A 23,609-nucleotide genomic window follows, 5' to 3' on the forward strand; every position below is an offset into this window, starting at 1 on the left:
GCGGCGATTTTTCGTTTGCTAGCGCCTAAATTTATAAACGCCGTAAATCCGAGCGTCTAAGTAATTTTTAGCTCTAGGTTTTGCTCTTTAAAGCCCTGCAACTTCGCCAAAACGCTCTTTGTAAGATTTTTTGCTATTAATCGGGGCTAAATTTATATGCGGCTGCTTGCGCCAGTTTGCCCGCGCGGCTCGTACCCGCACGAGGTTTTACGATTTTAATTCATGCCTTAAAGTGCGAAATAGCCTTAGATTTATCTACTCGGATGCAAATTTAGCGATTTTACAGCCTTGATTTTGCTTACTTGCGCGCTAAAAAATAAAGCTTGAAACGAGTGCTTGCGGTATTTTGCCGTTAATTTATAGCTGCCGCGCACCGTAAATCCCAATTACAACAAAGCACCGCAAAAACCCGCCTTTTCTTATTTTACGGGCTTTAAAACGACAACGACCCAAATCTGTTTGCCGTTTCGTAACCTTAAACCAAAACAAGCCTTAATTTCACTTTATCGTGATAAAACTAAAATATTTTCAGATTTTATTTTATTTTGATATATTTTAAGTATAATTATCAATTTAATATAATATGAAAGTTTTTGCAATGGATTATCAAGGATTATTTTTAACGGCGCAGTTTCTAAACGATAGAAAAAAGGCTAGCAGAAAGGAAATAACGGCGTTTTTAGCAAAAAGCATAAACGCCTCGCAAAGCAAAGCCGACGCACTCATAAATGCGCTAGCCGCAAGCGCAGCGATTTTAAATTTGCCGCCTCCGCAAAGACTAGTCGTAAAAATCGGACGCGGGATATACGAGATAAGCCAAGCCGGCGAAAAAATACTAAAAGGCAAAGACGCGCAGCAAAATTTTATGCGAAAACTAGATGAAATTTACGGCGCCGCGCAAAAATCGCAAGCGCTAAAACGCTCCTCGCCCAAGATACGAGAATACGCAAAAGACGTCGCTTTAGCCTTGCTTTGCGAGCTAAAAGATAAATTAGTCGGCGAGTTAAAATCAAAACCCATGCAGGCGTTTAAATCGCTCGCGCTAAAAATCGTTAAAAAACATAAAATTTTAGGCAAAATTTATGCCTTTAGGCATATTTTTATCGCGGTTTTGGCGGCTAAACTCGCATTTGAGGCTTTTCAAATCCTAAGGCGCAGGCGCGAGAAAAGACTGCAAACGGCTACTTTAGGCTAAATTTAAACTTTCATAGCATTTGAAGGCGAATGATTAAATTTATACTTAACAATATGCAGTAAGAAAATATAATCAAAAAATAATATATTAAATATTTGATGGTAAATATCGTAACTACTGCCGCCTCAAGTATTCAAACGGCGCTTGCGACGCATTCGTTATCTACGAAAATAACAAAGCGATCTATATAATGCTTTATAAACATTATTATTTTTAATAAAAGCCCAATATCAAATAAAATTCCGATTACGATAGGAAAAACGAAAATTACAATTATAAATTTACTAAAACTAAAATTCGCATATCTAGGCGTTGCCCAAAAATCAAGATTTACGGAGTAAAATTGAGACGGAAATATCGCGATACCGATCAATACGCCGCCTAAAATTTCGCTCAAAACGCCCATAGGTACCGACAAACTCGGCGCAAAACTATGATACAAATAGCACGCAGCGACCAACCACGTCGCGAAAAGTGAAAATGCGATATGAGCCGTAAACATCGCAAATCTAAGAAACTTTTCGCCTTTTGTCGGCATATCTACGCTTAAATTTATCGCTTCATTATCTTTACGTTTTTGTTGATTAAAAACTCTTCCAAATTTTTAATATCGCCAGCATTAAATAACGATAAATTAACTCTCGCAAAATAAAATACGGAATCGACGGTTTTTATAATCATATATTTATTTATGATTTTAACGTATTGTATTTCTTCATAATGCACGCTTCTTTCTCTAAACAAATAATAAATACTTAAAAAAGTATCGTAGCAGGATATCTTTTTTATAAAATACGAATAAAAGTAAACTCTTATAAAATAAAAAATACCCAATATACCGATAAACGAATAATTATTACCGATTAACGTCAAATAAATAGATGCGCTAAGCATAACTATTTGAAATAAAATCTCAAATAACCCGCCGATATATTTAGCTCGTTCTACGCTAAGAAGCGTTTTGGGCATGATTATCTCTATATACGCTCCGCTACCGTCGGCAGTCTCTATACGCATCACGTCGTATAATTCTTTGTCGTATTCCTCGTCAAATTCATTCTCTACGTTTTCTTCGTATTTTTCTTTTTCCATATTTCTTCCTATTTTTTATTTATTGTACATTTATAAAATAGTTTTTTTGCTTAATTAAATACTTTTTAATTTCAAAAATCTTCTCGCCTGCGCATTTACGTTTTAAAAATAGATATGTAAATTTAGCCAAACGTAGTTAAAATTTAGCGGCAAACTAAAAGCAAATTTATATGCAAATTTGACAAAAAACTCAAGCCTAATTTACTCCAAACTAAAAAACCGCCTCATCTTGCGCTTCCAGTCGTCTTTTGGTATTTCCGTATCGTTTGGATCGTCGCTCCAAACCTCGTGTTTGTCTTCAAAAAATATCGCAGATCTTTGAGCTTGCGGCATAAATTTTGTCTTGTCCTCCACGGGGATTTTGTTTACCTGAAAGTACCGCAACAGCTCAAAATAATCATCTCTGCTATAGCAATTTACCAAAAAATAATTTCTATTTTTCATCCTGATGACGAAATTTTTACGCAGTAGCCACAGCGGTTCGCCGGATTTTTTGAGTTTATAGATTTTAAACGGCAGCGCAAATATCAGATAAACTAAAAGATATCTTATAAAGTCTTTCGTTTTGTTAAAATGCACGCCGATCGAGGACTTTTTATAGAGCTGATACGGGGTAAAAAAGTGAAATCTGCCGTATCTGCTATCAAGCTCGCTTATAACGCAAAAATAGACCTTTTCTACGTCTTTTACGAGGGTGATTTTCTCCTCGCTCTCTACTTTGTTTACATAGACATACTCTATATGATAAATTTGCTCGTTAGAAAATCTAAAAAAGCTCGGTTTTTGTTTAAAAACTCGCAGCGCGAAAACGTATGTATTGTATAGGCAGAATAATAAAAAAGATGCAGGCAAAGCAATAAGATAAATACGGTATAAAAGCCCATAGTCGCTAAAAGCAAATACAAAAACGATAATCGAGTAAAGAATAATATAATATCCCATCAAAAACAGCGCGCCGTAGTCGTTTATGATTATCGGATTTTCGTCGTAGTTTCTCAAATTTTCTCCAAATTTCGCTTCACGCAGTCAAATTTAAAATGCATAACAAAAGGCGAGAGAGCCAAATTTAACTCGGCAAATTTAGACCGGCTCGCCGTAAAACCAAAGCAAATTTAAGCGGCCGCTCCCAAGCCAAAGCCGCTTAAATTTCGGTAAAAAGCAAAATTTAATGCACCGCCGAATTTAGCCTCGGGCTTAAATTTACCCGAAGCAAAGCCAAACTCGCGCGGCGCGCCCCTTTAAATTTACCCGTTTTTCCTAGCAAATTCTTTCATAAACTCAGCCAAAGTCCGCACATTTTCGACACTCACGGCGTTGTAGATAGACGCTCTGATGCCGCCTACGTGACGGTGCCCTTTTAGGCCCAACATGCCCGCACTTTCGGACTCGGAGATAAAGGCCGCCTCTAGCTCGCGGTTTGCGATGGTAAAGCTAACGTTCATCAGCGAGCGGCTATCTTTTTGCGCGTGGCCTTTGTAAAATCCTCCCGAACCGTCGATCGCGCCGTAAAGCAGCGCCGCCTTTTGCTCGTTGATCCGGTTTACGCCCGCTAGACCGCCCTGTTCCTGCACCCAGCCCAGCGTCAAATTTAGCAGATATATGCCAAAGGTCGGCGGCGTGTTGTATAGCGACGCAGCGCCAGCGTGCGTATCATAGCGAAGCATCGTCGGAGTGCGCTCCATGCAAGCTCGCTCTAGCAGGTCCTTGCGGATAATGACAACGGTTACGCCGCTTGGGCCGGCATTTTTCTGCGCGCCGCCGTATAGCAGCCCCACGTCCGTGAAATCAACCGGCCGCGAGAAAAAATCGCTCGACGCATCGACGACTAGCGGAGCCTTGGAGCGAGGCAGCGCGCGGTACTGCGTGCCGTAGATGGTGTTGTTCGTGCAGACATAGCCGTATGCGGCGTCGTCGCTAAATTTGACCTCTGGGATGCGGTCATAGGAGGTCTCTTTGCTACTAGCGACCACTTCGTAAGCGATGCCCACGTTTGCGGCCTCTTTGATTGCTTTGCTCGTCCAGACGCCTGTATCGGCGTACTGCGCGACGCCTTTGGCGGCTAAATTTAGCGGTATCATCGCAAACTGCAAATGCGCGCCGCCTTGCAAAAATAGCACGTCAAATTCCTTGCCAATGCCGTATAGCTCGCGCGCCTTAGCCATCGCGCCGTAGTGCACCTCTTCAAAAATCTTGCTTCGGTGGCTGATTTCCATTATCGAAAAGCCCTTGCCCTGATAGTCGGTGAGCTCGTTTTGCGCGCGCTCAAGCACGCTAAGAGGCAGAGCCGAAGGGCCCGCACTAAAATTTAGCTTTCTATTCATCCAAACTCCTTTCAAATTTGAGCTGATTTTAGCGTTATTTGCGTTAAAAAATCATTTCGCGTCGCAAGGTCGGCGGCAAAAGCACGCAAATTTTACACTTTAAGCTACCTTTTGATACAATTTTTCATATTAAGGAGCGAAATTTGATAGAGATCGAGCGTAAATTTATCCTGCGTGACGCCGCCGTCATAAGCGAGCTAAAGGCCCGCGATATCGGCACCGAGCAAAAAGAGGTGACGCAAATTTACGTCAAAATCACTCCGCTTGAGGAGATTAGATTTCGCGAGACTTCGGGCGTTTTTACGATCACGCAAAAATCAGGCGTCGGTCTAGCGCGTGAGGAAAATGAGAGCGAAACGGACGCCAAAAGCTTTAAAAAAGCCCTAAAAAACGCAGTCGCCGCTCCTATAAAAAAGACGAGATTTTTATTTAGGCTTGACACCACTCCTTGCAACGTTGATATTTTTCACGGCGCCTTAGAGGGGCTTGTTGCTTTTGAGGCCGAGTTTGCTAGCGAGCGCGAGGCCGCAGAGTTTAACCCGCCTGAGTTTATCGCCGCGCACATAATCAGCGAAGTCACGGAAGACGAACGCTATAAAAATAAAAATTTAGCGCTTTTTGGCTTGCCGCAGGGCAGTTTCGACGCGCAAAAGAGCATTGAGATTTTACAAAACAGTCCCGAGCTAGAGCTAAATTTACCGAGCTACATCGGCGCGATGGATGCGATTCGGACGGTGTTTTTTCAGATCTTTACGCTGCTTAGCAAGCACCTAAACGAGTACGCAAGCTCTAGCGATGCCGAGGCGCTGCACCAGATCCGCATAAATTTGCGCAAAACGCGCTCTCTACTTAAAATTTTCACTCCCGTTTTCGACCGAAAAACAGCTTGCTATTTTCTGCTAAATTTTAAAAAACTAGCCGAGCTAACTAACCAAAAACGCGATATAGACGTATTTTGCGAGTTTTTGCAAAAACAAAAAGGTTTTGAAGCGCTAGCTAGCGAGCTAGAAATTTTAAGCGTAACCCTAGCCCAAAGCGTCCAGGCCGAGCTACAAAGCGACGAAGCAAACGAAATTTTGCGCGACTGGGAGGTGTTTTTACGCGAGGGAAGCGACTTTTTTAAAGGCGAGCTAGGAGACGCGCCGATAAAAAAACTCGTCGCAAAATCCATGCGAGCTCAAATTTTACGCCTTAAAAAATCTCTCTCAAATTTGAGCCAAACCACCGAAAACGCGCAGTTTCACAAGTGCCGCATCGAGATAAAAAGGCTAAGGTATCTAAGCGAGATTTTCGGCGGCGGTTTTGGTTTTGCTGCAGCTAAAAAGTGCTTTAAAAAGACCAAAATTTTACAAGAAGTTTTTGGCTCGTTGCAAGACGCCGACGTCTGGCTAGGCCTGCTCGCGCACGTAAAAAGCGGCGCCGAGCAAAAGCGCATAGACAAACTCCAAGCTAAAATTTACAAAAAAATATACGAGCTAAGAAGCGAAATTTTAGACTCAAAGCCTAAAATTTTAAAAAGCCTCACAAAGCTTTCGCACGGCTTAAAAATCTACTATATCTAAAGAGAAAAAAATGGAAAAACAAGAAAAAATAGTTCAGATGTTTAACGACATCGCGCCTACCTACGACCTGGCAAACCGCGTGCTAAGCATGGGCGCGGACGCGAGTTGGCGCAAGATCGCGTGCAAAACGGTTTTGTCAAATTTCAAAGACTCAAGCGTAAACATCGTAGACGTCGCATGCGGCACGGGCGATATGATGGGCTTTTGGCAAAAGACGGCGGGCGAGTTTAACGCAAAAATCGAAAATCTAATCGGCGTCGATCCCTCAAGCGGCATGCTCGCGGTCGCCAAGCAAAAATTCCCCGAGTTTAAATTTATCGAGGCGCTAGCGACGCAAACGACGCTTGATAGCGGCTCGGTGGACGTGCTAAGCATCAGCTACGGCATCAGAAACGTAGTCGAGCGAGAAGCCGCGCTAAGAGAGTTTAACAGAGTGCTAAAAACGGGCGGATACGTCGTAGTACTAGAGTTTACCAAACGCAAAAAAAGCGGGCTTTTAACTGGCGTTCGCGACTTTTATCTAAGTAAAATTTTGCCTAAAATAGGCGGCTTTATCTCCAAAAACCAAGAAGCCTACGAGTACCTGCCAAGCTCGATAGAGGGCTTTTTAGACGCGGCTAGCTTTGCCGAGGAGCTCGCTAGCGCTGGCTTTGAGATGCGCCTTTGCAAGAGCTTTTCGATGGATATTTCTACTCTTTTCATCGCGCAAAAGGCCCGTGAGTGCTAAGCGTCAGCGAGCTAAACGAGCAGGCCAAAACGCTGCTTGAGACGACGTTTTCGTACGTAGAGGTAGAGGGCGAGATCTCGCGGCTAGTGAGGCACGGCTCGGGCCACTGGTACTTCACGCTAAAAGACGAAAAGGCCGCGATCTCGGCGGTCATTTATAAATTTAACGCCGCCAAGCTCAAATTTGACGTCGCAGACGGCATGAAGGTCGCTCTCTACGGCAAAATTTCGCTCTACTCGCCAAGCGGTAGCTATCAGTTTATCGCGACTCTCATACGCCCAAGCGGCGAGGGCGAGCTCGATCTTGCGTTTAAACAGCTAAAATCGCGGCTTGAGAGCGAAGGGCTTTTTGATATCTCGCGCAAAAAACCGCTACCCAAATTTCCCCGCAAGATCGCGCTTATTACCTCAAAAACCTCAGCCGCGCTGCAAGATATGTTACGTATCGCTTCACAGCGCTGGACGCTAGCTGAAATCATAGTTTTTGACTCGCTAACGCAAGGCGAAACCGCGCCCGCCTCGCTCATACGCGCGCTAAAAAGAGCGGGCGCCAGCGGAGCCGACGCGATCGTACTAGCGCGAGGAGGCGGCAGCAGAGAGGATCTGTGGTGCTTTAACGACGAAAATCTAGCCCGCGAGATCTACGCCGTGCGCACGCCCGTGATCTCGGCCGTCGGACACGAGATTGATTACGTGATCAGCGACTTTGCAGCAGACTTTCGCGCTCCGACCCCAAGCGCTGCGATGGCTGCGCTACTGCCTGATATGGGCGAGCTAATGCAAAGCATAGATAGGCTAAGCGAGGTGGCGGACGCGGCCTTTACGCGCGTTTGGGAGCGTAAATTTAACGCTCTGGCGATGATGAGAGCGAGATTTTCGCAAGCTAGCCTCACACAAAAAATCGCTCGCAAGGAGCAAATTTTGCTAAATTTAAGGCAGGTTTTAGATGCCGCCGTGCAAACCAAACTGCTCAAATTTGAAAACGCGCTCAAGCTCGCCCGCGCCGCATACGCGCAGCAAGAGTCGTTTTTCGCGCAGATTTCAAATTTCGTCCGAGTACAAAAAGACGGCAAAACCGTAAATCTAAGCGAGCTAAAACCTGGCGACCGCATCGCGTTAAGCTCGGTAAACGCAAGCAAAGAGGCGGAAATTTTATAGCCAAATTTGATCCGGCCGACGCCGCGATTCAAAATTTTAGGCAGGTTAAAAATTTTTAAGCTAAAAATAGTAAGATAATAACGCAAATCAAAATTTAAAGGAGCGATATGAAAACGAACGTAAAATTTTTACTAGCCGCGTGCGCCGCGATGCTGATAACCGGCTGCGCGACGGAGAGCTCTCGCGTAGTCGAAACGCCAAAAGTTCAAACCCCAAGCGCCGCCTATCAAGGACAAAAGATCGCCGTTTCTATCGGCCGCTTTAGCAACCAGTCCTCATACCAAAACGGCGTATTTTCAGACGGCGAGGACAGACTAGGCAACCAAGCTCAGACCATCCTTATCTCAAATTTACAGCAAAGCGGGCGCTTTTCGGTGCTTGATCGCAGCAATATGCGCGCCATCAAAGAAGAAAGCGCGCTAAGCAAAGAGGCGCAAAATATCAAAGGCGCAAGATACGTCATCACGGGCGACGTGACGGAATTTGGCCGTAAAACTACGGGCGATCACCAGCTTTTTGGGATACTTGGCAAAGGCAAAACCCAAACCGCCTACGCGAAGGTAAATCTTAACGTCGTGGACGTGAAAAACTCCGAGGTGATCTACTCTACTCAAGGTGCCGGCGAGTACGAGCTCTCAAACCGCGAAGTACTGGGCTTTGGAGGTAGCGCCGGGTATGATTCGACGCTAAACGGCAAGGTGCTAAGCCTAGCCATCATCGAGGCCGTAAATAACCTAACGCGCGGGCTTGAAAGCGGCGCTTTTAACGCGAAATAAGGATAAATTTTGCGCTTTAAAACACTAGCCGATTTCGCGCTCGCCTCCGCCGCCGCCCTGCTACTATCCGGCTGCGCGGACGACTCGCCTAGGCAGCTATACTACTGGGACGGCGCCTACACGAGCTCGGTCTACGAGTATCTAACCGAAGAGGGCGACGCGGGCGCGCAGATCGCAGCGCTCGAGCAGAGCCTGCAAAAAGCCTATCAAAGAGCTGCCAAAGTCCCGCCCGGACTGCACGCGCATCTGGGTTTGCTCTATCTCTCGCAAGGAAACGGGGCGAAATTTAAAGCCTACGTCGAAAAAGAAGCCGAGCTTTATCCCGAGTCGCGCGACTACGCTATGTTTTTGCTAAATCAAAACGGCAAATCGGCGGGCGCAGCAGGCAAAACCGAGGCAAATTTAGGCGAGCAGACGAAGGAAAAAGCAGGCGCGAGCGAGTCAAATTCAAATGACAAAAGCTCAAATTTAAGCGAGCAAACGAGCAAGCAAAATTTGAAAAACAAGCAAGTAAAACAAGCCAAAACTAGCAAAACCGCAAAAGGAAGCCAAAATGAAAAATAAAATAAAATCGGCGCTTCTTTGCGCATTTGCGGTGCTATTTCTGGGCGCGTGCGCAAGCTCGCAGCCAGAGATTTACGACTATTCGGCGTTTTTGCAGACCAAGCCTCGCTCGATCGTAGTCGTGATGCCCACCAGCGACTCAGCCGAGATAAAGGCCTCCGCGGCGGTGCTGGCAAACGCGCTCTATCCGCTTAGCGAGGCGGGGTATTACGTATTTTCGCCCGCGCTCGTAAACGAAACCTTTAAAAACAACGGCATCTACGACGCCGCAGAGATCGCGCAGATCTCTGCGCACAAGCTTAAGCAGATATTTGGCGCCGATGCCGCGCTCTACCTCAACGTCGCGGACTACGGCACCTCGTACATGCTGATTAACAGCGTAACGCGCGTGAGCATAGCGGCGACTCTAGTGGATCTAAACACGGGCGCCGTGCTCTGGCAAAAAAGCGCCACCGCTGCAAACGACTCGGGCGGAGGCGGAGGCGATCTCATCGGCATGCTAGTCTCCGCGCTAGTTAAACAGATCGCCGACTCAGTCTCGGACGCGAGCTTTGATCTATCGGCGCACGCGGACGCTATTTTGTTTAGCACCGATTGCCGCGACTGCTTGCTTTACGGCCCGTATTCGCCGCACTACGGACAAGACCGGCAGCTAAATAGCGGCAAATAAATTTTAAAAAGGACGAAAATGAAACTAGCCGAGGCGCTGATACTGCGCGCCGACATACAAAAACGCATCGAGCAGCTAAAATCAAGGCTCGCGGATAATGCAAAGGTGCAAGAGGGAGAAAAGCCTAGCGAAGAGCCAAAGGCGCTACTAGCCGAGCTAGACACGCTCACGGGCGAGCTTGAGCGCCTGATAGTTCGGATAAATTTAACCAACTGCACCGCAAAAGCGGACGGCAAAAGCCTAACCGAGCTAATCGCCAAGCGCGACGTACTCACGCTAAAAGCGGGTGCGCTGCGAACATTCGCGCAAGTTGCCGCGCAAAAGATCGATACATATTCGCGTAGCGAGATTAAAATTTTAAGCACGGTCGACGTCGCGGCGCTGCAAAAGCAGGTGGACGAGCTAGCAAGGCAGATCAGGCAGCTTGACACGACGCTGCAAGGCGCGAACTGGCAGACCGATCTGATCGAAATCTAAAACCGTTAAATTTAAAATTTCGGGTAAGTATCGCAAGAGGCGAGCATGAAACCTTCCCTACAACGGAACCCTACCGCTCGCGGAAACGGGCGCACCCCTTTTACGATTTATTTTCAGTAAATTTACAGGGGCAATGTGACTGCGCAATGTAACTACCTAATGCTGATCTAGCGATACCGAGGGCGGGAACGGGGAAATTTAAAACGAAATTTTGATTTTACGGCGCGATTTACGGGCTTGCCTCAAGGCCAAAGAGTAGCGCCGCAGTAAAACGCAAAATTTAACGGCGGATTTTGAGCGCGCTTGGTTTTATGACTTTTATTTGAGCCAAAAATAAGACTCGCTGCAAGCGCTATAAATTTAAAAATCAAAACAAAGCTAAATTTAGCGCGCAAGGAGAAAAATGGAAAATTTATTACTAAAGCAGCTACGCGAGGCGTTGCCGCAGGGTATGCGAGTACCAAGCGAGATCGAGGCGCTTTATACGTGGATAGAGGCAAACGGTTTTGTAAGCGACGAGGATGGGCGCAGGCGCGGCTATCTCTACCCGCAGGATCGGCTGAAGCAGAGCTGGAGCGATGATGAGCGCGAGGGCGGCACGGACATCTCATTTTTCGCCGGCGAGCCGGAGAGCAGTGATCTGGGGCTTAGCTACTGGTTTTACGGCAAAGAGCGCGAGCTAGACGCAGAGATAAAAAATAGGCTTTGCGTATTTGCAAGTAGCGGCAAAGACGGCTCGATGTGCGCGCTGTGGATGGATGATGCGGGCGAAACCAAGATCGTACATATGGGTTCCGGTTCGGGTTCGACGATGACTTGCGTTTTGACTCGTAACGGGCTTGATTTTTTACGGCTACTTGCGATAGGATACGACGAGATATGCTGGAGCGAGGCTTTTAGCTCGCCGCCAAATAGCGACGAAGACGAGCTTTTCGTACATCCAAACGAGCCGTTTAGGCGGTGGGTGCGGGAGCGCTTTAAAACGACGATCCCGCAAACGGCGCTTGAGATCGCGACGCCTGCAGATATGGACGACGACAAACCTAGGGACGAATTTTTGATCTGGATAAGGAGGCTTTGGGAGTAAAATCAGGCGCTAGTTCGGCGGAGTTTTAGCCTTTGCGGATACGAAAGGCGGGTTTTTGGAGCCTTACTCCGCCTTAAAAATACGCCTAAATTCGGCCGTAAATTTAACGCTCGGACGCGTAAAAACAAAGCCGCAGCGAAACGCAAATTTAGATTTAATTTGGCAAAGCCGCAAAAATCAGTAGACGCCCTGTTAATCCGCGCCTGATTAACCGCGAAAAAGGCGGCGCAAAACGGCCAAATTTACGGGCACCCATCCAAGCTTATTTAAATTTAGATCGGCCAAATTTAATGCCGAGGAGCGCTTCTTGCTAATCCTAGCGCTTGGCTTAATCTCGCAAATTTAAACGGCTCAAAATAAATCCAAAAATCCGCAACCAAGCGCAAATCTCGCCCTACCGCCGCTAGATCCGCAAACTCCTAGCCGCCGAGCCGGCCTGTTTACCTTTTGCTAGTTTTATCCTTGCGTATAAATGCCTCTTTATTAAGCGGTTGCTTTATTAAGGCTATCTTGGGCGATAAATTTAGCATTTCTTAGGCTCAGCTGCGAATTTATCCAAAAGGGCTTTTTATAACCGCGCGCCGAGATTTCACAAATGCTATTTAAAGCGCCCTTGTTTCTTCAAAGCTATATTTTGTCGGCGCCTAAATTCTCGCAAATGCTTCGCGCCTCACGGCAAGCGCGAGACTCTATCTTGTCTAAAATTTCAAAGTTGTTTCATCTTCCAAAAAGCGGTCCTACGAAGCATAAATATAAAATCGCCGTTTATAAAACGACTTCAACCGCGTAAATATCGTCAAATTTGACCCTCGTTTTTACTACCGTTAGGCTTTTATCCATCAAATTTACGTTTGAGACCAACCCCTCTATGCTCACGTATCCTTGCCCGTCGTGGTATGTGATTTTTACCTTGTCGGCGGGTTTTAGTTTGCTTATTTTATTTAGGATTTCTTCTATCTTTGATTCGTCTAGTTCTAGCTTTTCGCTCTTTTCTCGCTCCTGCGCCTTTAGGGCTTTTTCTAGGGTCGAGAGAGGGTTAAACGAACTAAAGATTTTGGCTCTGTCCTTATTCACCGCTTTTGTGCCCTCCTATCTTTTTATTTCTATCTCGTCCGGTGGCCTCCGGTAGCAGGTCGATAGCTCTTAGGATGGAGTTTTTGCCGTATTTTTCTTTTATCTGATTTAGGGTTTTTAGCACCGTTTTTTCTTTTGCATTCTCTTCTTCAAAGAGACTTTTTTCGGTTTTGCTCTCCTTTATGACGTCGTTTGCCGATATGCCGATTTGCCTGATGAGGCCTGCGTTTTTTATCTTTTTTAGATATAGCTCCTGCGCCGCGTCCATAAGTACGCTAGCGATATTGCAAGGCGTTTTAAACCTAACCGTGGCTCTTTGCGCAGGTTCGTTTTTGCCCGCGAATTTGATATTTATCGTGAGTCCGCTAGCCCGCACTTCCTCGTTTATCATCTTTAGAGCCAGCCTATCGGTCATCTCTTTTAGCACGATTAGAGCTTCTAGCCTCTCGTAGTCTCTGGGTAAAATTTCCGAGCTAAAGTATGACCTAGTCGAGGGTTTATAGGCCTTGATGTCGGCTATGGTGGTGGGCTCGATACCGTTTGCGTGATCTAGCGCTATATAGGCGTCGATGCCAAACACCTTTTCTAGCAGGCTAAATGGGGCGTTTGCCATATCCTTCATGCAAAATATCCCGTATCTCTCAAGCTTTGCCCTAGTTTGCTTGCCCATACGCCAAAAATCATTTAGCGGCTGATGCGTCCAGAGCTTTTCTTTATAGAGCGCTTCGTCTAAAAAGGCGATATTATCCTCGCTGTGTTTGGCTAGGATGTCAAGGGCTATTTTGGCTAGATATAGATTCGTCCCCATGCCGCAGGTCGGCGTTACGCCCGTGGTTTTTAGGATGTCGTCCATTATCATCTTTGCCATGGCTCTAGCTTCTAGTTTATAAAATTTTAGATACGAGGCGAGGTCGATAAAGGCCTCGTCGATGGAGTAGACGTAGATGTCCTCTTTGGCTACGTATTTTAGGTAGATGCCGTAAATTTTAGCCGCGTAGTCTATGTAAAACTGCATCCTGGGCGCAGCGATTATGTATTTGATATTTTTAGGGATCTCAAACAGCCTGCATCTGTTTTTTACGCCAAGAGCCTTTAGCGCGGGACTAACGGCTAGACACACGCTGCCCTCGCCTCTGCTGGCGTCTGCGACGACTAAATTCGCCTCAAAGGGATCAAGCCCTCGCTCCACGCACTCAACCGAGGCATAGAAGGATTTTAGATCGATGACGGCGTAGGCGGGAGTTTGGGTTTTCATGGGTGATTAAATTTACTTGCGCGCTAGGCGGCGTTAAAAAGCGGCAAGGCGGGTTAAATTTGACTCCGCCGCCGCAAATACTTTTAAATTTAGCCTAAAACGCATCGTCGATGGCTTGGCAGATGATATGACCTATCATTATGTGTATCTCTTGGATACGCGGCGTGTCGTTTGACGGCACGACCAAATTTAGCTCGCAAAGCTCGTTCATAGCGCCTCCCGTGCGGCCGCTTAACCCGATCGTTTTGATACCGATTTTTCGCGCTATCTCGAGCGCTTTTACGACGTTACCGCTGTTTCCGCTAGTAGAGATCGCGATGAGCAGATCGCCCTCGCGGCCCAGAGCCTCCAGCTGACGCGAGAAAACAAACTCATATCCGTAGTCGTTGCCGATCGCCGTGAGCGCGGAGGTATCGGTCGTTAGCGCGATGCCAGCTAGCGCGCCGCGCTCTGTTTTATAGCGACCCGTTAGCTCGGCTGCGATATGCTGCGCGTCTGCTGCACTTCCGCCGTTTCCGCAAAGTAAAATTTTACCGCCCGCCTTTAGCGTCGCTACCGCCGTTTCGCAGGCTTTTTTGATACCCGCTTCCAGCGCAAAGGTCGCCTTTATCGTAGCTAGATGCCCCTCTAGCTCGCTTTTTATCATCTCAACAGTGTTCACTTTTTATCCTTTTTATCGTCGCGCTAGTGCTTTTGCCAGCCACAAACTCCACCAGCCGCACGTCTTTTACGACGCTGCTTCCCACTACCTCTTTACCTTCATAGTCCGCGCCCTTGACGAGCACGTCGGGGCGTAGTTTTTCGATCAAATTTAGAGGCGTTAGCTCGTCAAATATCGTCACGTAATCAACCGCCCCAAGCGCCGCCAGCACGGTAGCGCGATCAGCCTGCGCGTTTACGGGGCGAGCATCGCCTTTTAGCGCGCGCACCGAGGCGTCAGAGTTTAGCCCGACGACTAGTATATCGCCGAATTCCCGCGCCTTAGCCAGATAGCTCACGTGCCCCGTGTGCAGGATATCAAAGCAGCCGTTTGTAAAAACGAGCCGTTTTTCGCCGCGGTTTGCCAGCATCGCAGCCAGATCGTCCGCGCTTTTGATTTTCTCCTCAAAGCCTGCCGCGTTTTTACGGCGCACGAGCTCGTTTATCTCCTCAAAGCTTGCCGCCGCCGAGCCGACCTTAGCCACGACGACTGCGGCGGCTAAATTTGCCGTCTCGATCGCCTTTTTGATACCTTCGCCGGCGCCCAGCATCACGCCCAGCGTCGCTAGCACCGTATCTCCAGCGCCCGTGACGTCAAAGACCTCTTTTGCCAGAGCAGGAAATTTAACCGCCTGAGCGTCCTCTAAAAGCGCGATGCCCTCCTCTGAAATCGTGATCAGCGAATGGGTCAAATTTAGCTCGTTTTTTAGCAAATTTAGCGCCGCAAAAAGCTGCTCGTCGTTTTCTATTTTAAAGCCCACGGCCTCGCCTGCTTCTTTTTTATTTGGCGTTAGTAGCGTGGCACCCTTGTACTTCGAGTAGTCTGTGCCCTTTGGATCGATTAGCACGGGCTTGCCCGCATCCGCGCAGGCTTTTATCAGCTTTTGACACAGCGACGGCGTCAGCACGCCCTTGCCGTAGTCAGATAGCAGCGCGACGTCGTAGCTCTCTAGCGCGCGGGCGAAATTTACCGCCAGCTCGTCCTCGCACGTTACGGCTTCGACGCTTTCTTTGTCGATACGTACGACTTGCTGATGCGTCGCCATCACGCGGCTTTTTATCGAGCTCGTGCGCCCTTTTTCTCTTTTTATAAACTCAGCCCTAGCGCCCTGCTCCAGCAAGATCCGCTCTATCTCGTCGCCCGTCTCGTCATCGCCTAGCACGCTCATGACGCCTACTTTTGCGCCTAGCGAGAGCAAATTTAGCACCACGTTGCCGGCTCCGCCTAGGCGTTTGGTTTCGTTTTTTATCTTTACTACTTGCACGGGAGCTTCGGGCGAGATACGCTCGCAGCTGCCCCAGATGTAGTGATCGAGCATCAGATCGCCAACGACTAAAGCACGTACTTCACGCATTTATCTCTTCCTCATATATCCTTTTTATCTCGGCTGCGTAGTCTTTTATGCCATCTTCTAAGCTAAATTTAGGCTCGTAGCCCAGCGCCTTTTTGGTCGGCTCGATGTCTGCTTGCGTATGGAACTGATATGAGCGCGCGTACGGGTTTGGGATGTATTCGCAAGGCAAATTTGACCCCAGCTCGCGCTGCAAGATATCCACGATCTCTTGAAAGCTTCTTGCCGTGCCGGTAGCCGCGTTATACACGCCGCTAGCAGCGTTTAGAGCGAGCAGGTTTGCCTGCACGATGTCTTTTATATAGACGAAGTCGCGTTTGATTTTATCGCTACCCTCAAAGAGGCGCGGATTTTTCCCGCTCAAAATTTGCAGACCAAACTGCAGCACCATCGAGGCGGTCTTGTTTTTATAAAACTCCCTCGCGCCGTAAACGTTAAAGTACCTTAGACCCACGACCGCTACGCCTCTTTTAGCATATTTTCGTCCTAGATCGTCCATTTTTAGTTTTGAAAAGCCGTAGACGTTATTTGGCGCTTCGCATTCGCCGACTCTTTGCGGGCTTTTTGCGTTGCCGTACGTGGCGCCCGAGCTAGCGTATATCATCCTAGCGCCCGTTTTTTCGCAAATATCTAGCAGGTCTTTAAAGCTATTTAGATTAGTCCTCATTAGCTCGCCTTGCTCGGTTACCGTGGTATCCGAGATCGCCGCCTCGTGAAATATCGCATCCGGAGCGAATTTCTCGATCATGGCTAGCGTTTTAGCGCAGTTTATGTCGCCCTCGTAAATTTCGCCTGAAAAGCCGAGCAAATTTTTAAAATGCCCGAAGCTTTTGAGATTGCCGTTGCTAAATTTCTCGTCGCTTCTAAATTTATCCACGGCGAGCACTTCTACGTCTTTTAAATTTTCGTCAAAATAGTGCGCCAAATTTGAGCCGATAAAGCCCGCCGCGCCCGTGATTACGACCTTTTTTATATCTTTCATATTTTTCCTTCTTTTTTTAAAAACTCTAGCGCCTCAGCCACGCTTTTTAGCCGGTCGTCCAGCTTTAAATTTACCCCGACGCCAGCACTCTGTCCCGCCTGCACGTCGCTATCCTTATCGCCTATCATTATTGAGCGCGCAAGGTCGATGTTTAGCTCGCTTGCGGCCTTTAGCAGCATGCCTGGCTCTGGTTTGCGGCAAAGGCAATCAGCTTCCGGCGCGTGCGGGCAAAAGTAAATTTTCTCTATCTTTACGCCCTCTTTTTCAAACTCGCCCAGCATAAATTTGCAAAGCTCATCAAACTGCCCCAGCGTGTAGTAGCCTCGCCCGATGCCTGATTGATTCGTCACTACGACTAGAGCGTAGCCAGCCCTGGCAAACTCCCTCAAAGCAGCAAAAATGCCCTCTTTAAAAACGAAATCCTCGCGTCTATAAACATAGCCCGCATCCTCGTTTATCACGCCGTCGCGATCAAGAAATAGCGCCTTTTGCGGCTGCGTTTTAAGCTTTGTTTTATCCATAGCGAAAATTATACAAAAAAAATCTAAATTTAACCGAAAATCGCCGCCCGCGCCGCGATAGAAACTAATGTAAAAAAATAATGTAAAATTTAGCTTTTAAGACTATAATACGCCTACAATTTTATCAAAAAGGATTGAAAATGAAAAAGCTTATCATTGTTTCAGGAGCTGCCGCATTGCTAGCGGGTAGCCTATTTGCCGCTGACGGCGCGACCCTTTACAACAAATGCAAAGCCTGTCACGGAGCCAAAGCCGAAAAAATGTATCTAAACAAAGTTCCTGCGCTTTCGTCTCTTTCTAAAGAAGAGATCGCTGAGGCTTTAAAAGGTTACAAAGAGGGCAGCCTAGATAAATTTAAGTCTTCTGCGATGATGAAACCTCTAGCAAAAGGTCTTAACGACGAGGATATTGCCGCTCTTTCAGAGTACATCCCTACTCTAAAATAACCTCTTCGGCGGAGTTTTCCGCCGATTTTTCTCTCTTTGACGCTTCATTTTTGCAACTTTTTTATAATTTTTCTTTTAACTTTTTAAGACTATAATCTCGTCTAAATTTCTATCAAAAAGGACGAAAAATGAAAATATATTGCATCGCTACCGCCGTTTTGGCGCTAAATTTATCTCTATTTGCGACTAGCGGCGAAGCCATTTACAAAAAATGCTCGGCCTGTCACGGCGAAAAAGCGGAGGTAAAATACGCAAACAAAGTGCCTGCGCTAACTAGCATCAGCAAAGAAGATCGCATAAAAGCGCTACAAGGCTACAAAGACGGCTCAAACAACGCCTTTGGCATGGGTAAGGTTATGCAACTGCACGCCAAAAACCTAAGCGACGAGGATATGGCGGCTGTTAGCGAGTATATAGAGGGCCTAAAATAAGTTTGCGGTTTAAGCTCGCAAATTTACCGCAAGCAGACAAAACAAGTAGCGGCAAGCATTTGCGATAATCGCGAGAGATTGTTTTGGCGCAGGTTTTATTTACTCTCTTAAATCAGGCTTTAAATTTGATTTTATACTTGCATCGAGGCGCGAAAATCGACGGATAAATTTAATACCACAATTTCGGGCTTAAGGTTAAATTTAGGGCGCGCCTTTAAAGAAATTTAAGATACACGCCGTAGCGCTGGTTTACAAAATCGCACGCCCGTAAGCGGCGGCATAAAAACGCCCGTATTAATGCAAAACCGAGCTAAATTCGAGCTTTTTAGCGGTCGGCTCGGCAAAAGCGGATTTCGCAGCCAAATTCTCCGTCGCGAAATTTTAACTCGCGGTCGCAAAAGACGAGGCTAAATTTGATATTCGCCCGGGCTTAGCTCTCCTCGTAAAAGCTTGCCAAAGCGCGCAGCTGCGGCATCTACGGCATCGTCGCCAAACTCGCCGGGCTCAAATCCGCTGCTGATAAACGGCACGGCAAAGTCCATCCCGCAGTAGTTTGCCGCGATCTTAAGCGGCGTTAAAATTTCATCCAAGCTAAAGCCGATCGCGCCCTGTTTAGAGTATTCGCTAAGCGGGGTACTGACGCTTAGCGCAAGCTGCAAGACCTTGCCTTTAAGCGCGCCGGAACCCACCAGCTCGTGCGAAAAGACGATATCGATATAGGCTTTTAGCATAGGCGGCACGTTTAGCCAGTGCATCGGGTACAAAAATACGATTCGCTCGGCAGCCGCTAGCGCGTCTTGCTCTGCGCGGGCGTCTATGCGCGCGATATCTAAGCCGTAAAGCCCCTCCAAATGGCGCACCTTGGCGTCTGCAGCAGCCTTTGCTACCTGCGACAAGGCTTTGTTTACGCGCGATGCGGCGAGATTTGGGTGCGATAAGATAACTAGCGTTTTCATGTTGTTTCCTTTGTTAAAATTTGCGGAATCATATCGTTAAAAAGCTAAAAGTGGATTAAAAGGGCTTGTGAGAGCGAACTTTTGCAAGCAAGAAAGCAAAAAATTATTAGGACTAAGCCACGCCCGCTAGGTGATTACAGCGATTAAATTTAAACGGCTCCAAGCCGCCTAAACTCCAAGCAGGCGGCATACCCGGCTGGTGCGTCAAGCGGCCGCAAAAATATCGTTAGAGCGAGTAAATTTACGAAGGGATTTTTACAAAAGGATAAAATTTTCGCCGCCCCGCTCATTTGCGGGCAAAGGCTTTAGGCGCGAATTCGCCCCGTCCGCGCACTAGCCGTCGATAATCGCAAGTACGAATAAGAGCGCATCGTAGGCAATACCTCAAAATATATACGGCGAACTTTCGCTAAAAAGCATATTAAAATCAAAAGTCCGCCGAAGCGACCCGAAAAAAAGTTGGTGGCGCCGAGGTTTACGGCATTACGACTATATCTAAAACCGATACGTAAAGCCGCATCGACTTAAATTTAACGACCGCTGCGTAAAATCCGAAATTTTAAGCGCGACGGGAAATTTAACCCGCCGCCTACGAATTTTAATAACCGCGGCGGATGCAAAAACGCCCGATTTTGCCCGAATTTACCCGCGCTACGCAGCGACGTGCCCGCGTAGCTCGTCAAATTTCACGCCGAGTCTTACCTAGGATTGAAAATTACCGCTTAAATTTGCCGTAAAAATACGCTCCGTAAAATTTAAAAACGCAAATTTACCCCAAATCTCGCCCACGCTCAAAATCAAATTTCGCGGCAAATTTTACGACCCAAAATAACCAAATTTTAGCGGCAAAGACGAACCGAACACAGGCGTAAATTCGCCTCACTCAGGCGGCTTATAGCCCTTTTCTTTACGACGCAGCTCCAGCTCGTAGGCATCATTTAGCGCATCTTCGTCGTCAAATTTCGTCCCGTCCAAAAACTTACGCTCGTCGTCAAACTGCCTGGTTTTAAGCCCCCACAGCAGTGCCGCCAGCCCGCACGCGCCAAGCAGCGTCGAGACGCCGATCATCATCGCCACGACCGCCCCGCTCATCGCTCGCTCCTAGCCCGCATCGCGTTTAGCACGACCGCGACCGAGCTTAGCGACATCGATAGCGCAGCCACTGCAGGCGCTACGTAGCCGGCCATAGCTAACGGTATCGTCACGGCGTTATAAACGAGCGAAAAGGCCAAATTTTGCCGCACGATGCGGTAGGTTTTACGCGCGAGCGCTACCGCAGCCGCGAGCGAGGCGGGGTCATCTCTCATCAGCACGACGTCGCTTTTTGCGATACTCACGGCCGCTCCGCTACCCATGCACACGGCCACGCTTGAGAGCGCGAGCGCGGCGGCGTCGTTGATCCCGTCGCCTACCATCAGCACGTTTCGCCCCTGCTGCGCCAGTCTCTCTACGTAGGCGGCCTTGTCCGTGGGCAGAGCGCTTGCGACCGTTTCGCCCACGCCTAGCTCCTTTGCCACGCGCTTTGCGGCGTATTCGTTATCGCCCGTTAGCATCGCCACGCGCATGTCAGCATTTTTTAGCGCGGCTACGCACTCTTTGGCGCCTTCTTTTAGGCTCTCTTCTAGTTCAAATACCGCCGCGATCTCCCCGTCTGCGGCAAAAAAATAGCTAGTGCCGCGCACCGCTTCGCCGTTATAAAGCCCAAGCTCTCGCATAAATTTTTCGCTACCGCCGGCTAGATTTATGCCGTCAAATTTAGCCCTTACTCCGCGCGCCGCGATGTTTTCAAAGCCGCTTAGCTCTAAAAGTTTTAAATCTCTAAAATTTGCGCGCAGGTACTCGCTAACGGCGCGGCTAACTGGGTGAGTAGAGCCGCTAACAAGCGAAAAAAGCGCGCTTGCATCAAATTTGTCCGCGTGCGTAAATTTGCTCACGCTAAGCCGCCCCGATGTGAGCGTGCCGGTCTTGTCAAACACGGCCGTATCGCACCTGGCTAGACTTTCGATGATGCGCGCCTCTTTAAAAAGTATCCCGCGTCTAAAGCCCGCTCCAAGCGCAACGAGCGTGCTAACCGGCGTAGCAAGCCCCAGCGCGCAGGGGCACGAGATCACTACGACCGATATCGCGACGATGAGCGCGGCGGAGAGCTCGCCAGTGCGCCAGAACCAAAAAGCAAACGTCGCTAGAGCTAGAGCCGTGATAGCAGCCGAAAACCTCGCTGCGATAGCGTCTGCGAGCGCCTGAATACGCGGCTTTTTGGCTGCGGCGGTTTCTAGCAGATTTATGATACGCGCTAGCACCGACTCGCTAAAGACGGTGCCGACCTCATAAACCAGCGTGCCGTCTATGCAAACCGAGCCGCTTTTTATCTCGTTTTCGCCCTCTTTCGCGCTCAGATACGCAGGTGCGCTCTCGCCGTTAAGGCTAGAGAGATCAAAGCTCGCCGCGCCGCTCATGACGATGCCGTCTAGCAGCACGCGCTCGCCCGCTCTCACGATCACGAGCTCGCCCGCTCGCACCTCCTGCGCGCTTTTTAGGGTTATTTCGTCGCCGTTTTTGACACTAACGGAGTTTAAATTTAACGAGTTTAGATTATCAAGCGTGTCGGCGGCCTTTTTCTTGCTCAAGATTTCCAGATACTTGCCGATAAATACGAAAGTGATTATCATCGCAACCGAGTCGAAATACACCTCGCCGCGCCTAGAAAACATGGCGTATATCGAGAAAATATAAGCCGAGAGCGTGCCCGTTAAGATGAGGCTATCCATGTTTTGCGTTTTGTTTTTTAGTGCGCTCCAAGCGCCCCTAAAAAACCCGCTTCCCGTGTAAAAAAGCACCGGCGTAGCGAGGATAAATTCGGCAAAATTTATGATAGAGCGCACGTCGGCGCGCATGCCCGTGAAGTAGCCGCCGTACTGCGCGACGGCCAGCCACATGATGTTCATCGTGCAAAATATCCCGACAAGCAGCCTCGCGTAAAACTCTCGCCTCTGCCCCGAAAGTCTTTGCTCCTGAGCCTGTGCGTCGTATGGGTAGGGCTCGTAGCCGATAGAGCGGATGAGAGCGAAAATTTGGGCCAAATTTACCTCGTTTTCGTCCCAGACGATGAGGGCTTTGTTATTAACCGAGTTTATATTTACCTCTAAAATTCCCTTCTGCGCAAATAAAACCTTCTCGTTTAGCCAGACGCAAGCCGAGCAGTGGATGCCCTCGATGATGAGCGAGATTTTGTTAAATCCGTTCTCGTTTTTGACGTAGTTTTGATAAATAGCCGCGAGGTCTTCTTGCGACTTTTGCGCCGTATTTTTCGCGCCGCGGGCAGAATTTAGCGTAGTTTTACCGAGTCTTTCGTAAAACTCATTAAGCCCGCTTGCGTTAAGTATCTCGTAAACTCCCGCGCACCCCTCGCAGCAAAACAGCTCCCCGCCGCGCTCTATCAGCGCCTCGCGCTCAAATTCGCCCCTGCAATGCGCGCACTTAAATTTGTCCATCGGTTACTTTTTTCTTTCGTTTTAAGATTTTAGATTATACGTAAAATTTCTAAAGCCTCGCTTGATTTTGCAAGCTTTGGCGCGGATTTCGCTTGCGTCCGAATTTGACGGCAAATTTGAAAGATTTTGCTCACGTCAAAATACCTCCGTAAATTTGACCGAATTTGGCAGAACCCGCACCTTGAAAACGCCGGCAAACTTACGAGAGAGTTTTTAATGCTCATAAATTTTGGCCTCGAATTTTACAAAGAATTTTTACCCATAACCGCTCTTTGGAAACTTGCAGTAATATAAATGGCATCTTGAGCGCTAAATTTACTACTTTTGCTATCTTTTTAGCAAGCGAGCTATTATGATTATAAAAAGTATTTGGGCTAAAAATATGCTAACCCCTTGAGCAATAACAAAATCTCCCCGCTGAGCCCCGACCGCAAACGGGAGTATCGAACCAAAAATAAGCGCTAAAATAATCGTAGCAGCGGCAGGCAAAAACAGATCTACGAAAAATTTTGCCATTTCATCAAAACAACCTAGCCGTTTATGAAGCACCGCGCACACGCCACTAAAAAATATCCAAAAACCAACCAAATAAGCGATATTTAACTGAAGCCAATCAAGCGGATCGCCCAAATCGCCTAGAGGATCGGCATCTCCTGCCGGATTATACTCTGTAAAAAGCACAAGCTCTACCGCGCTAGTCGTAAGCCCGTAGATACTCATAAAGCAAAAACTCATTGAAAATGCACAAGTCAAAATTTTTAAAAATGCCATTTT

Annotated in this window: 25 protein-coding genes; 11 read left to right on the forward strand and 14 right to left on the reverse strand. The window is 47.7% G+C overall.

Features of this window, described 5'->3' with window-relative positions; genetic code table 11:
* Positions 1 to 598 precede the first annotated feature (598 nt).
* Positions 599 to 1,195, forward strand: coding sequence for a restriction endonuclease (locus QZ157_RS02775; protein ID WP_295141500.1), 597 nt, complete (start codon positions 599 to 601; stop codon positions 1,193 to 1,195).
* Between the two features lie 133 nt (positions 1,196 to 1,328).
* On the opposite strand, the gene QZ157_RS02780 is transcribed toward QZ157_RS02775, so the two are convergent.
* The 4 genes from QZ157_RS02780 to serC form a co-directional block, all read right to left on the reverse strand.
* Positions 1,329 to 1,733 carry a hypothetical protein gene (locus QZ157_RS02780; RefSeq protein ID WP_295141501.1) on the reverse strand — a complete coding sequence of 135 codons (405 nt, stop codon included), beginning with the start codon at positions 1,731 to 1,733 and terminating at the stop codon, positions 1,329 to 1,331.
* A gap of 14 nt (positions 1,734 to 1,747) precedes the next feature.
* Positions 1,748 to 2,287 carry a hypothetical protein gene (locus QZ157_RS02785; RefSeq protein WP_295141503.1) on the reverse strand — a complete coding sequence of 180 codons (540 nt, stop codon included), beginning with the start codon at positions 2,285 to 2,287 and terminating at the stop codon, positions 1,748 to 1,750.
* A gap of 201 nt (positions 2,288 to 2,488) precedes the next feature.
* A complete protein-coding gene (locus QZ157_RS02790; RefSeq protein WP_295141506.1) occupies positions 2,489 to 3,286 on the reverse strand; it encodes a hypothetical protein in 798 nt (265 codons plus the stop codon).
* Positions 3,287 to 3,531: 245 nt separating this feature from the next.
* Positions 3,532 to 4,608, reverse strand: coding sequence for a 3-phosphoserine/phosphohydroxythreonine transaminase (gene serC, locus QZ157_RS02795; RefSeq protein ID WP_295141508.1), 1,077 nt, complete (start codon positions 4,606 to 4,608; stop codon positions 3,532 to 3,534).
* 143 nt (positions 4,609 to 4,751) lie between these two features.
* On the opposite strand from serC, the gene QZ157_RS02800 reads away from it, so the two are divergent.
* From QZ157_RS02800 to QZ157_RS02835, 8 genes are all read left to right on the forward strand, one after another.
* Positions 4,752 to 6,170 (forward strand): CHAD domain-containing protein, encoded by a 1,419-nt coding sequence (locus tag QZ157_RS02800; protein WP_295141510.1) that lies wholly within the window; start codon positions 4,752 to 4,754, stop codon positions 6,168 to 6,170.
* Between the two features lie 10 nt (positions 6,171 to 6,180).
* A complete protein-coding gene (gene ubiE / locus QZ157_RS02805; RefSeq protein ID WP_295141513.1) occupies positions 6,181 to 6,897 on the forward strand; it encodes a bifunctional demethylmenaquinone methyltransferase/2-methoxy-6-polyprenyl-1,4-benzoquinol methylase UbiE in 717 nt (238 codons plus the stop codon).
* Positions 6,891 to 8,054 carry an exodeoxyribonuclease VII large subunit gene (gene xseA, locus QZ157_RS02810; RefSeq protein WP_295141515.1) on the forward strand — a complete coding sequence of 388 codons (1,164 nt, stop codon included), beginning with the start codon at positions 6,891 to 6,893 and terminating at the stop codon, positions 8,052 to 8,054. Before ubiE ends, xseA begins: the two co-directional genes overlap by 7 nt.
* A gap of 107 nt (positions 8,055 to 8,161) precedes the next feature.
* Positions 8,162 to 8,830: a CsgG/HfaB family protein gene (locus QZ157_RS02815; RefSeq protein ID WP_295141518.1), complete on the forward strand. Its 669-nt coding sequence runs from the start codon at positions 8,162 to 8,164 to the stop codon at positions 8,828 to 8,830.
* A gap of 9 nt (positions 8,831 to 8,839) precedes the next feature.
* The gene (locus QZ157_RS02820) at positions 8,840 to 9,394 is read left to right on the forward strand and encodes a DUF4810 domain-containing protein (protein WP_295141520.1); all 555 of its coding nucleotides are present in this window, start codon (positions 8,840 to 8,842) and stop codon (positions 9,392 to 9,394) included.
* On the forward strand, positions 9,384 to 10,064 hold the full coding sequence (locus QZ157_RS02825; RefSeq protein WP_295141523.1) for a GNA1162 family protein: 681 nt from the start codon (positions 9,384 to 9,386) through the stop codon (positions 10,062 to 10,064). The genes QZ157_RS02820 and QZ157_RS02825 overlap by 11 nt, the downstream gene beginning before the upstream one ends.
* 18 nt (positions 10,065 to 10,082) lie before the next feature.
* Positions 10,083 to 10,541: a DIP1984 family protein gene (locus QZ157_RS02830; RefSeq protein ID WP_295141525.1), complete on the forward strand. Its 459-nt coding sequence runs from the start codon at positions 10,083 to 10,085 to the stop codon at positions 10,539 to 10,541.
* 403 nt (positions 10,542 to 10,944) lie between these two features.
* Entirely contained in the window at positions 10,945 to 11,628 is a 684-nt protein-coding gene (locus QZ157_RS02835; RefSeq protein ID WP_295141528.1) for an SMI1/KNR4 family protein, read from the forward strand.
* 765 nt (positions 11,629 to 12,393) lie between these two features.
* On the opposite strand, the gene QZ157_RS02840 is transcribed toward QZ157_RS02835, so the two are convergent.
* The 6 genes from QZ157_RS02840 to gmhB form a co-directional block, all read right to left on the reverse strand.
* Positions 12,394 to 12,702, reverse strand: a complete 309-nt coding sequence (locus QZ157_RS02840; protein WP_295141531.1) for a YolD-like family protein — start codon at positions 12,700 to 12,702, stop codon at positions 12,394 to 12,396.
* A complete protein-coding gene (locus QZ157_RS02845) occupies positions 12,695 to 13,957 on the reverse strand; it encodes a DNA repair protein (protein ID WP_295141533.1) in 1,263 nt (420 codons plus the stop codon). The genes QZ157_RS02840 and QZ157_RS02845 overlap by 8 nt, the downstream gene beginning before the upstream one ends.
* 94 nt (positions 13,958 to 14,051) lie before the next feature.
* A complete protein-coding gene (gene gmhA, locus QZ157_RS02850; protein WP_295141536.1) occupies positions 14,052 to 14,618 on the reverse strand; it encodes a D-sedoheptulose 7-phosphate isomerase in 567 nt (188 codons plus the stop codon).
* Positions 14,605 to 16,011, reverse strand: coding sequence for a D-glycero-beta-D-manno-heptose-7-phosphate kinase (rfaE1, locus tag QZ157_RS02855; RefSeq protein WP_295141539.1), 1,407 nt, complete (start codon positions 16,009 to 16,011; stop codon positions 14,605 to 14,607). Before rfaE1 ends, gmhA begins: the two co-directional genes overlap by 14 nt.
* The gene (gene rfaD, locus QZ157_RS02860) at positions 16,004 to 16,990 is read right to left on the reverse strand and encodes an ADP-glyceromanno-heptose 6-epimerase (protein WP_295141542.1); all 987 of its coding nucleotides are present in this window, start codon (positions 16,988 to 16,990) and stop codon (positions 16,004 to 16,006) included. The genes rfaE1 and rfaD overlap by 8 nt, the downstream gene beginning before the upstream one ends.
* A complete protein-coding gene (gene gmhB, locus QZ157_RS02865) occupies positions 16,987 to 17,511 on the reverse strand; it encodes a D-glycero-beta-D-manno-heptose 1,7-bisphosphate 7-phosphatase (RefSeq protein WP_295141545.1) in 525 nt (174 codons plus the stop codon). The genes rfaD and gmhB overlap by 4 nt, the downstream gene beginning before the upstream one ends.
* Before the next feature lie 140 nt (positions 17,512 to 17,651).
* On the opposite strand from gmhB, the gene QZ157_RS02870 reads away from it, so the two are divergent.
* The gene (locus QZ157_RS02870; protein ID WP_295141547.1) at positions 17,652 to 17,957 is read left to right on the forward strand and encodes a c-type cytochrome; all 306 of its coding nucleotides are present in this window, start codon (positions 17,652 to 17,654) and stop codon (positions 17,955 to 17,957) included.
* 128 nt (positions 17,958 to 18,085) lie between these two features.
* Positions 18,086 to 18,388, forward strand: a complete 303-nt coding sequence (locus tag QZ157_RS02875) for a c-type cytochrome (RefSeq protein ID WP_295141550.1) — start codon at positions 18,086 to 18,088, stop codon at positions 18,386 to 18,388.
* Between the two features lie 407 nt (positions 18,389 to 18,795).
* On the opposite strand, the gene QZ157_RS02880 is transcribed toward QZ157_RS02875, so the two are convergent.
* From QZ157_RS02880 to QZ157_RS02895, 4 genes are all read right to left on the reverse strand, one after another.
* A complete protein-coding gene (locus QZ157_RS02880) occupies positions 18,796 to 19,344 on the reverse strand; it encodes an NAD(P)H-dependent oxidoreductase (protein WP_295141553.1) in 549 nt (182 codons plus the stop codon).
* A gap of 879 nt (positions 19,345 to 20,223) precedes the next feature.
* Positions 20,224 to 20,436, reverse strand: a complete 213-nt coding sequence (gene ccoS / locus QZ157_RS02885) for a cbb3-type cytochrome oxidase assembly protein CcoS (RefSeq protein ID WP_002949952.1) — start codon at positions 20,434 to 20,436, stop codon at positions 20,224 to 20,226.
* Complete coding sequence (locus QZ157_RS02890; RefSeq protein ID WP_295141557.1) at positions 20,433 to 22,835, reverse strand: heavy metal translocating P-type ATPase; 2,403 nt, start codon at positions 22,833 to 22,835, stop codon at positions 20,433 to 20,435. Before QZ157_RS02890 ends, ccoS begins: the two co-directional genes overlap by 4 nt.
* A gap of 327 nt (positions 22,836 to 23,162) precedes the next feature.
* Positions 23,163 to 23,555: a hypothetical protein gene (locus QZ157_RS02895; protein WP_295141560.1), complete on the reverse strand. Its 393-nt coding sequence runs from the start codon at positions 23,553 to 23,555 to the stop codon at positions 23,163 to 23,165.
* Positions 23,556 to 23,609: the final 54 nt, after the last annotated feature.

The sequence above is a fragment of the uncultured Campylobacter sp. genome (genome assembly GCF_905372745.1).
GTDB lineage: Bacteria > Campylobacterota > Campylobacteria > Campylobacterales > Campylobacteraceae > Campylobacter_A.

Bases quoted from the DNA above. Each gene is read 5' to 3' on its own strand.
- QZ157_RS02890 (WP_295141557.1), bottom strand. From the start codon at position 22,835: ATGGACAAATTTAAGTGCGCGCATTGCAGGGGCGAATTTGAGCGCGAG.
- QZ157_RS02775 (WP_295141500.1), top strand. From the start codon at position 599: ATGGATTATCAAGGATTATTTTTAACGGCGCAGTTTCTAAACGATAGA.
- QZ157_RS02845 (WP_295141533.1), bottom strand. From the start codon at position 13,957: ATGAAAACCCAAACTCCCGCCTACGCCGTCATCGATCTAAAATCCTTC.
- QZ157_RS02875 (WP_295141550.1), top strand. From the start codon at position 18,086: ATGAAAATATATTGCATCGCTACCGCCGTTTTGGCGCTAAATTTATCT.
- ubiE (WP_295141513.1), top strand. From the start codon at position 6,181: ATGGAAAAACAAGAAAAAATAGTTCAGATGTTTAACGACATCGCGCCT.
- ccoS (WP_002949952.1), bottom strand. From the start codon at position 20,436: ATGAGCGGGGCGGTCGTGGCGATGATGATCGGCGTCTCGACGCTGCTT.
- QZ157_RS02830 (WP_295141525.1), top strand. From the start codon at position 10,083: ATGAAACTAGCCGAGGCGCTGATACTGCGCGCCGACATACAAAAACGC.
- QZ157_RS02825 (WP_295141523.1), top strand. From the start codon at position 9,384: ATGAAAAATAAAATAAAATCGGCGCTTCTTTGCGCATTTGCGGTGCTA.
- QZ157_RS02815 (WP_295141518.1), top strand. From the start codon at position 8,162: ATGAAAACGAACGTAAAATTTTTACTAGCCGCGTGCGCCGCGATGCTG.
- QZ157_RS02870 (WP_295141547.1), top strand. From the start codon at position 17,652: ATGAAAAAGCTTATCATTGTTTCAGGAGCTGCCGCATTGCTAGCGGGT.
- QZ157_RS02895 (WP_295141560.1), bottom strand. From the start codon at position 23,555: ATGAGTATCTACGGGCTTACGACTAGCGCGGTAGAGCTTGTGCTTTTT.
- gmhB (WP_295141545.1), bottom strand. From the start codon at position 17,511: ATGGATAAAACAAAGCTTAAAACGCAGCCGCAAAAGGCGCTATTTCTT.
- QZ157_RS02780 (WP_295141501.1), bottom strand. From the start codon at position 1,733: ATGCCGACAAAAGGCGAAAAGTTTCTTAGATTTGCGATGTTTACGGCT.
- rfaD (WP_295141542.1), bottom strand. From the start codon at position 16,990: ATGAAAGATATAAAAAAGGTCGTAATCACGGGCGCGGCGGGCTTTATC.
- serC (WP_295141508.1), bottom strand. From the start codon at position 4,608: ATGAATAGAAAGCTAAATTTTAGTGCGGGCCCTTCGGCTCTGCCTCTT.
- QZ157_RS02785 (WP_295141503.1), bottom strand. From the start codon at position 2,287: ATGGAAAAAGAAAAATACGAAGAAAACGTAGAGAATGAATTTGACGAG.
- QZ157_RS02880 (WP_295141553.1), bottom strand. From the start codon at position 19,344: ATGAAAACGCTAGTTATCTTATCGCACCCAAATCTCGCCGCATCGCGC.
- rfaE1 (WP_295141539.1), bottom strand. From the start codon at position 16,011: ATGCGTGAAGTACGTGCTTTAGTCGTTGGCGATCTGATGCTCGATCAC.
- QZ157_RS02835 (WP_295141528.1), top strand. From the start codon at position 10,945: ATGGAAAATTTATTACTAAAGCAGCTACGCGAGGCGTTGCCGCAGGGT.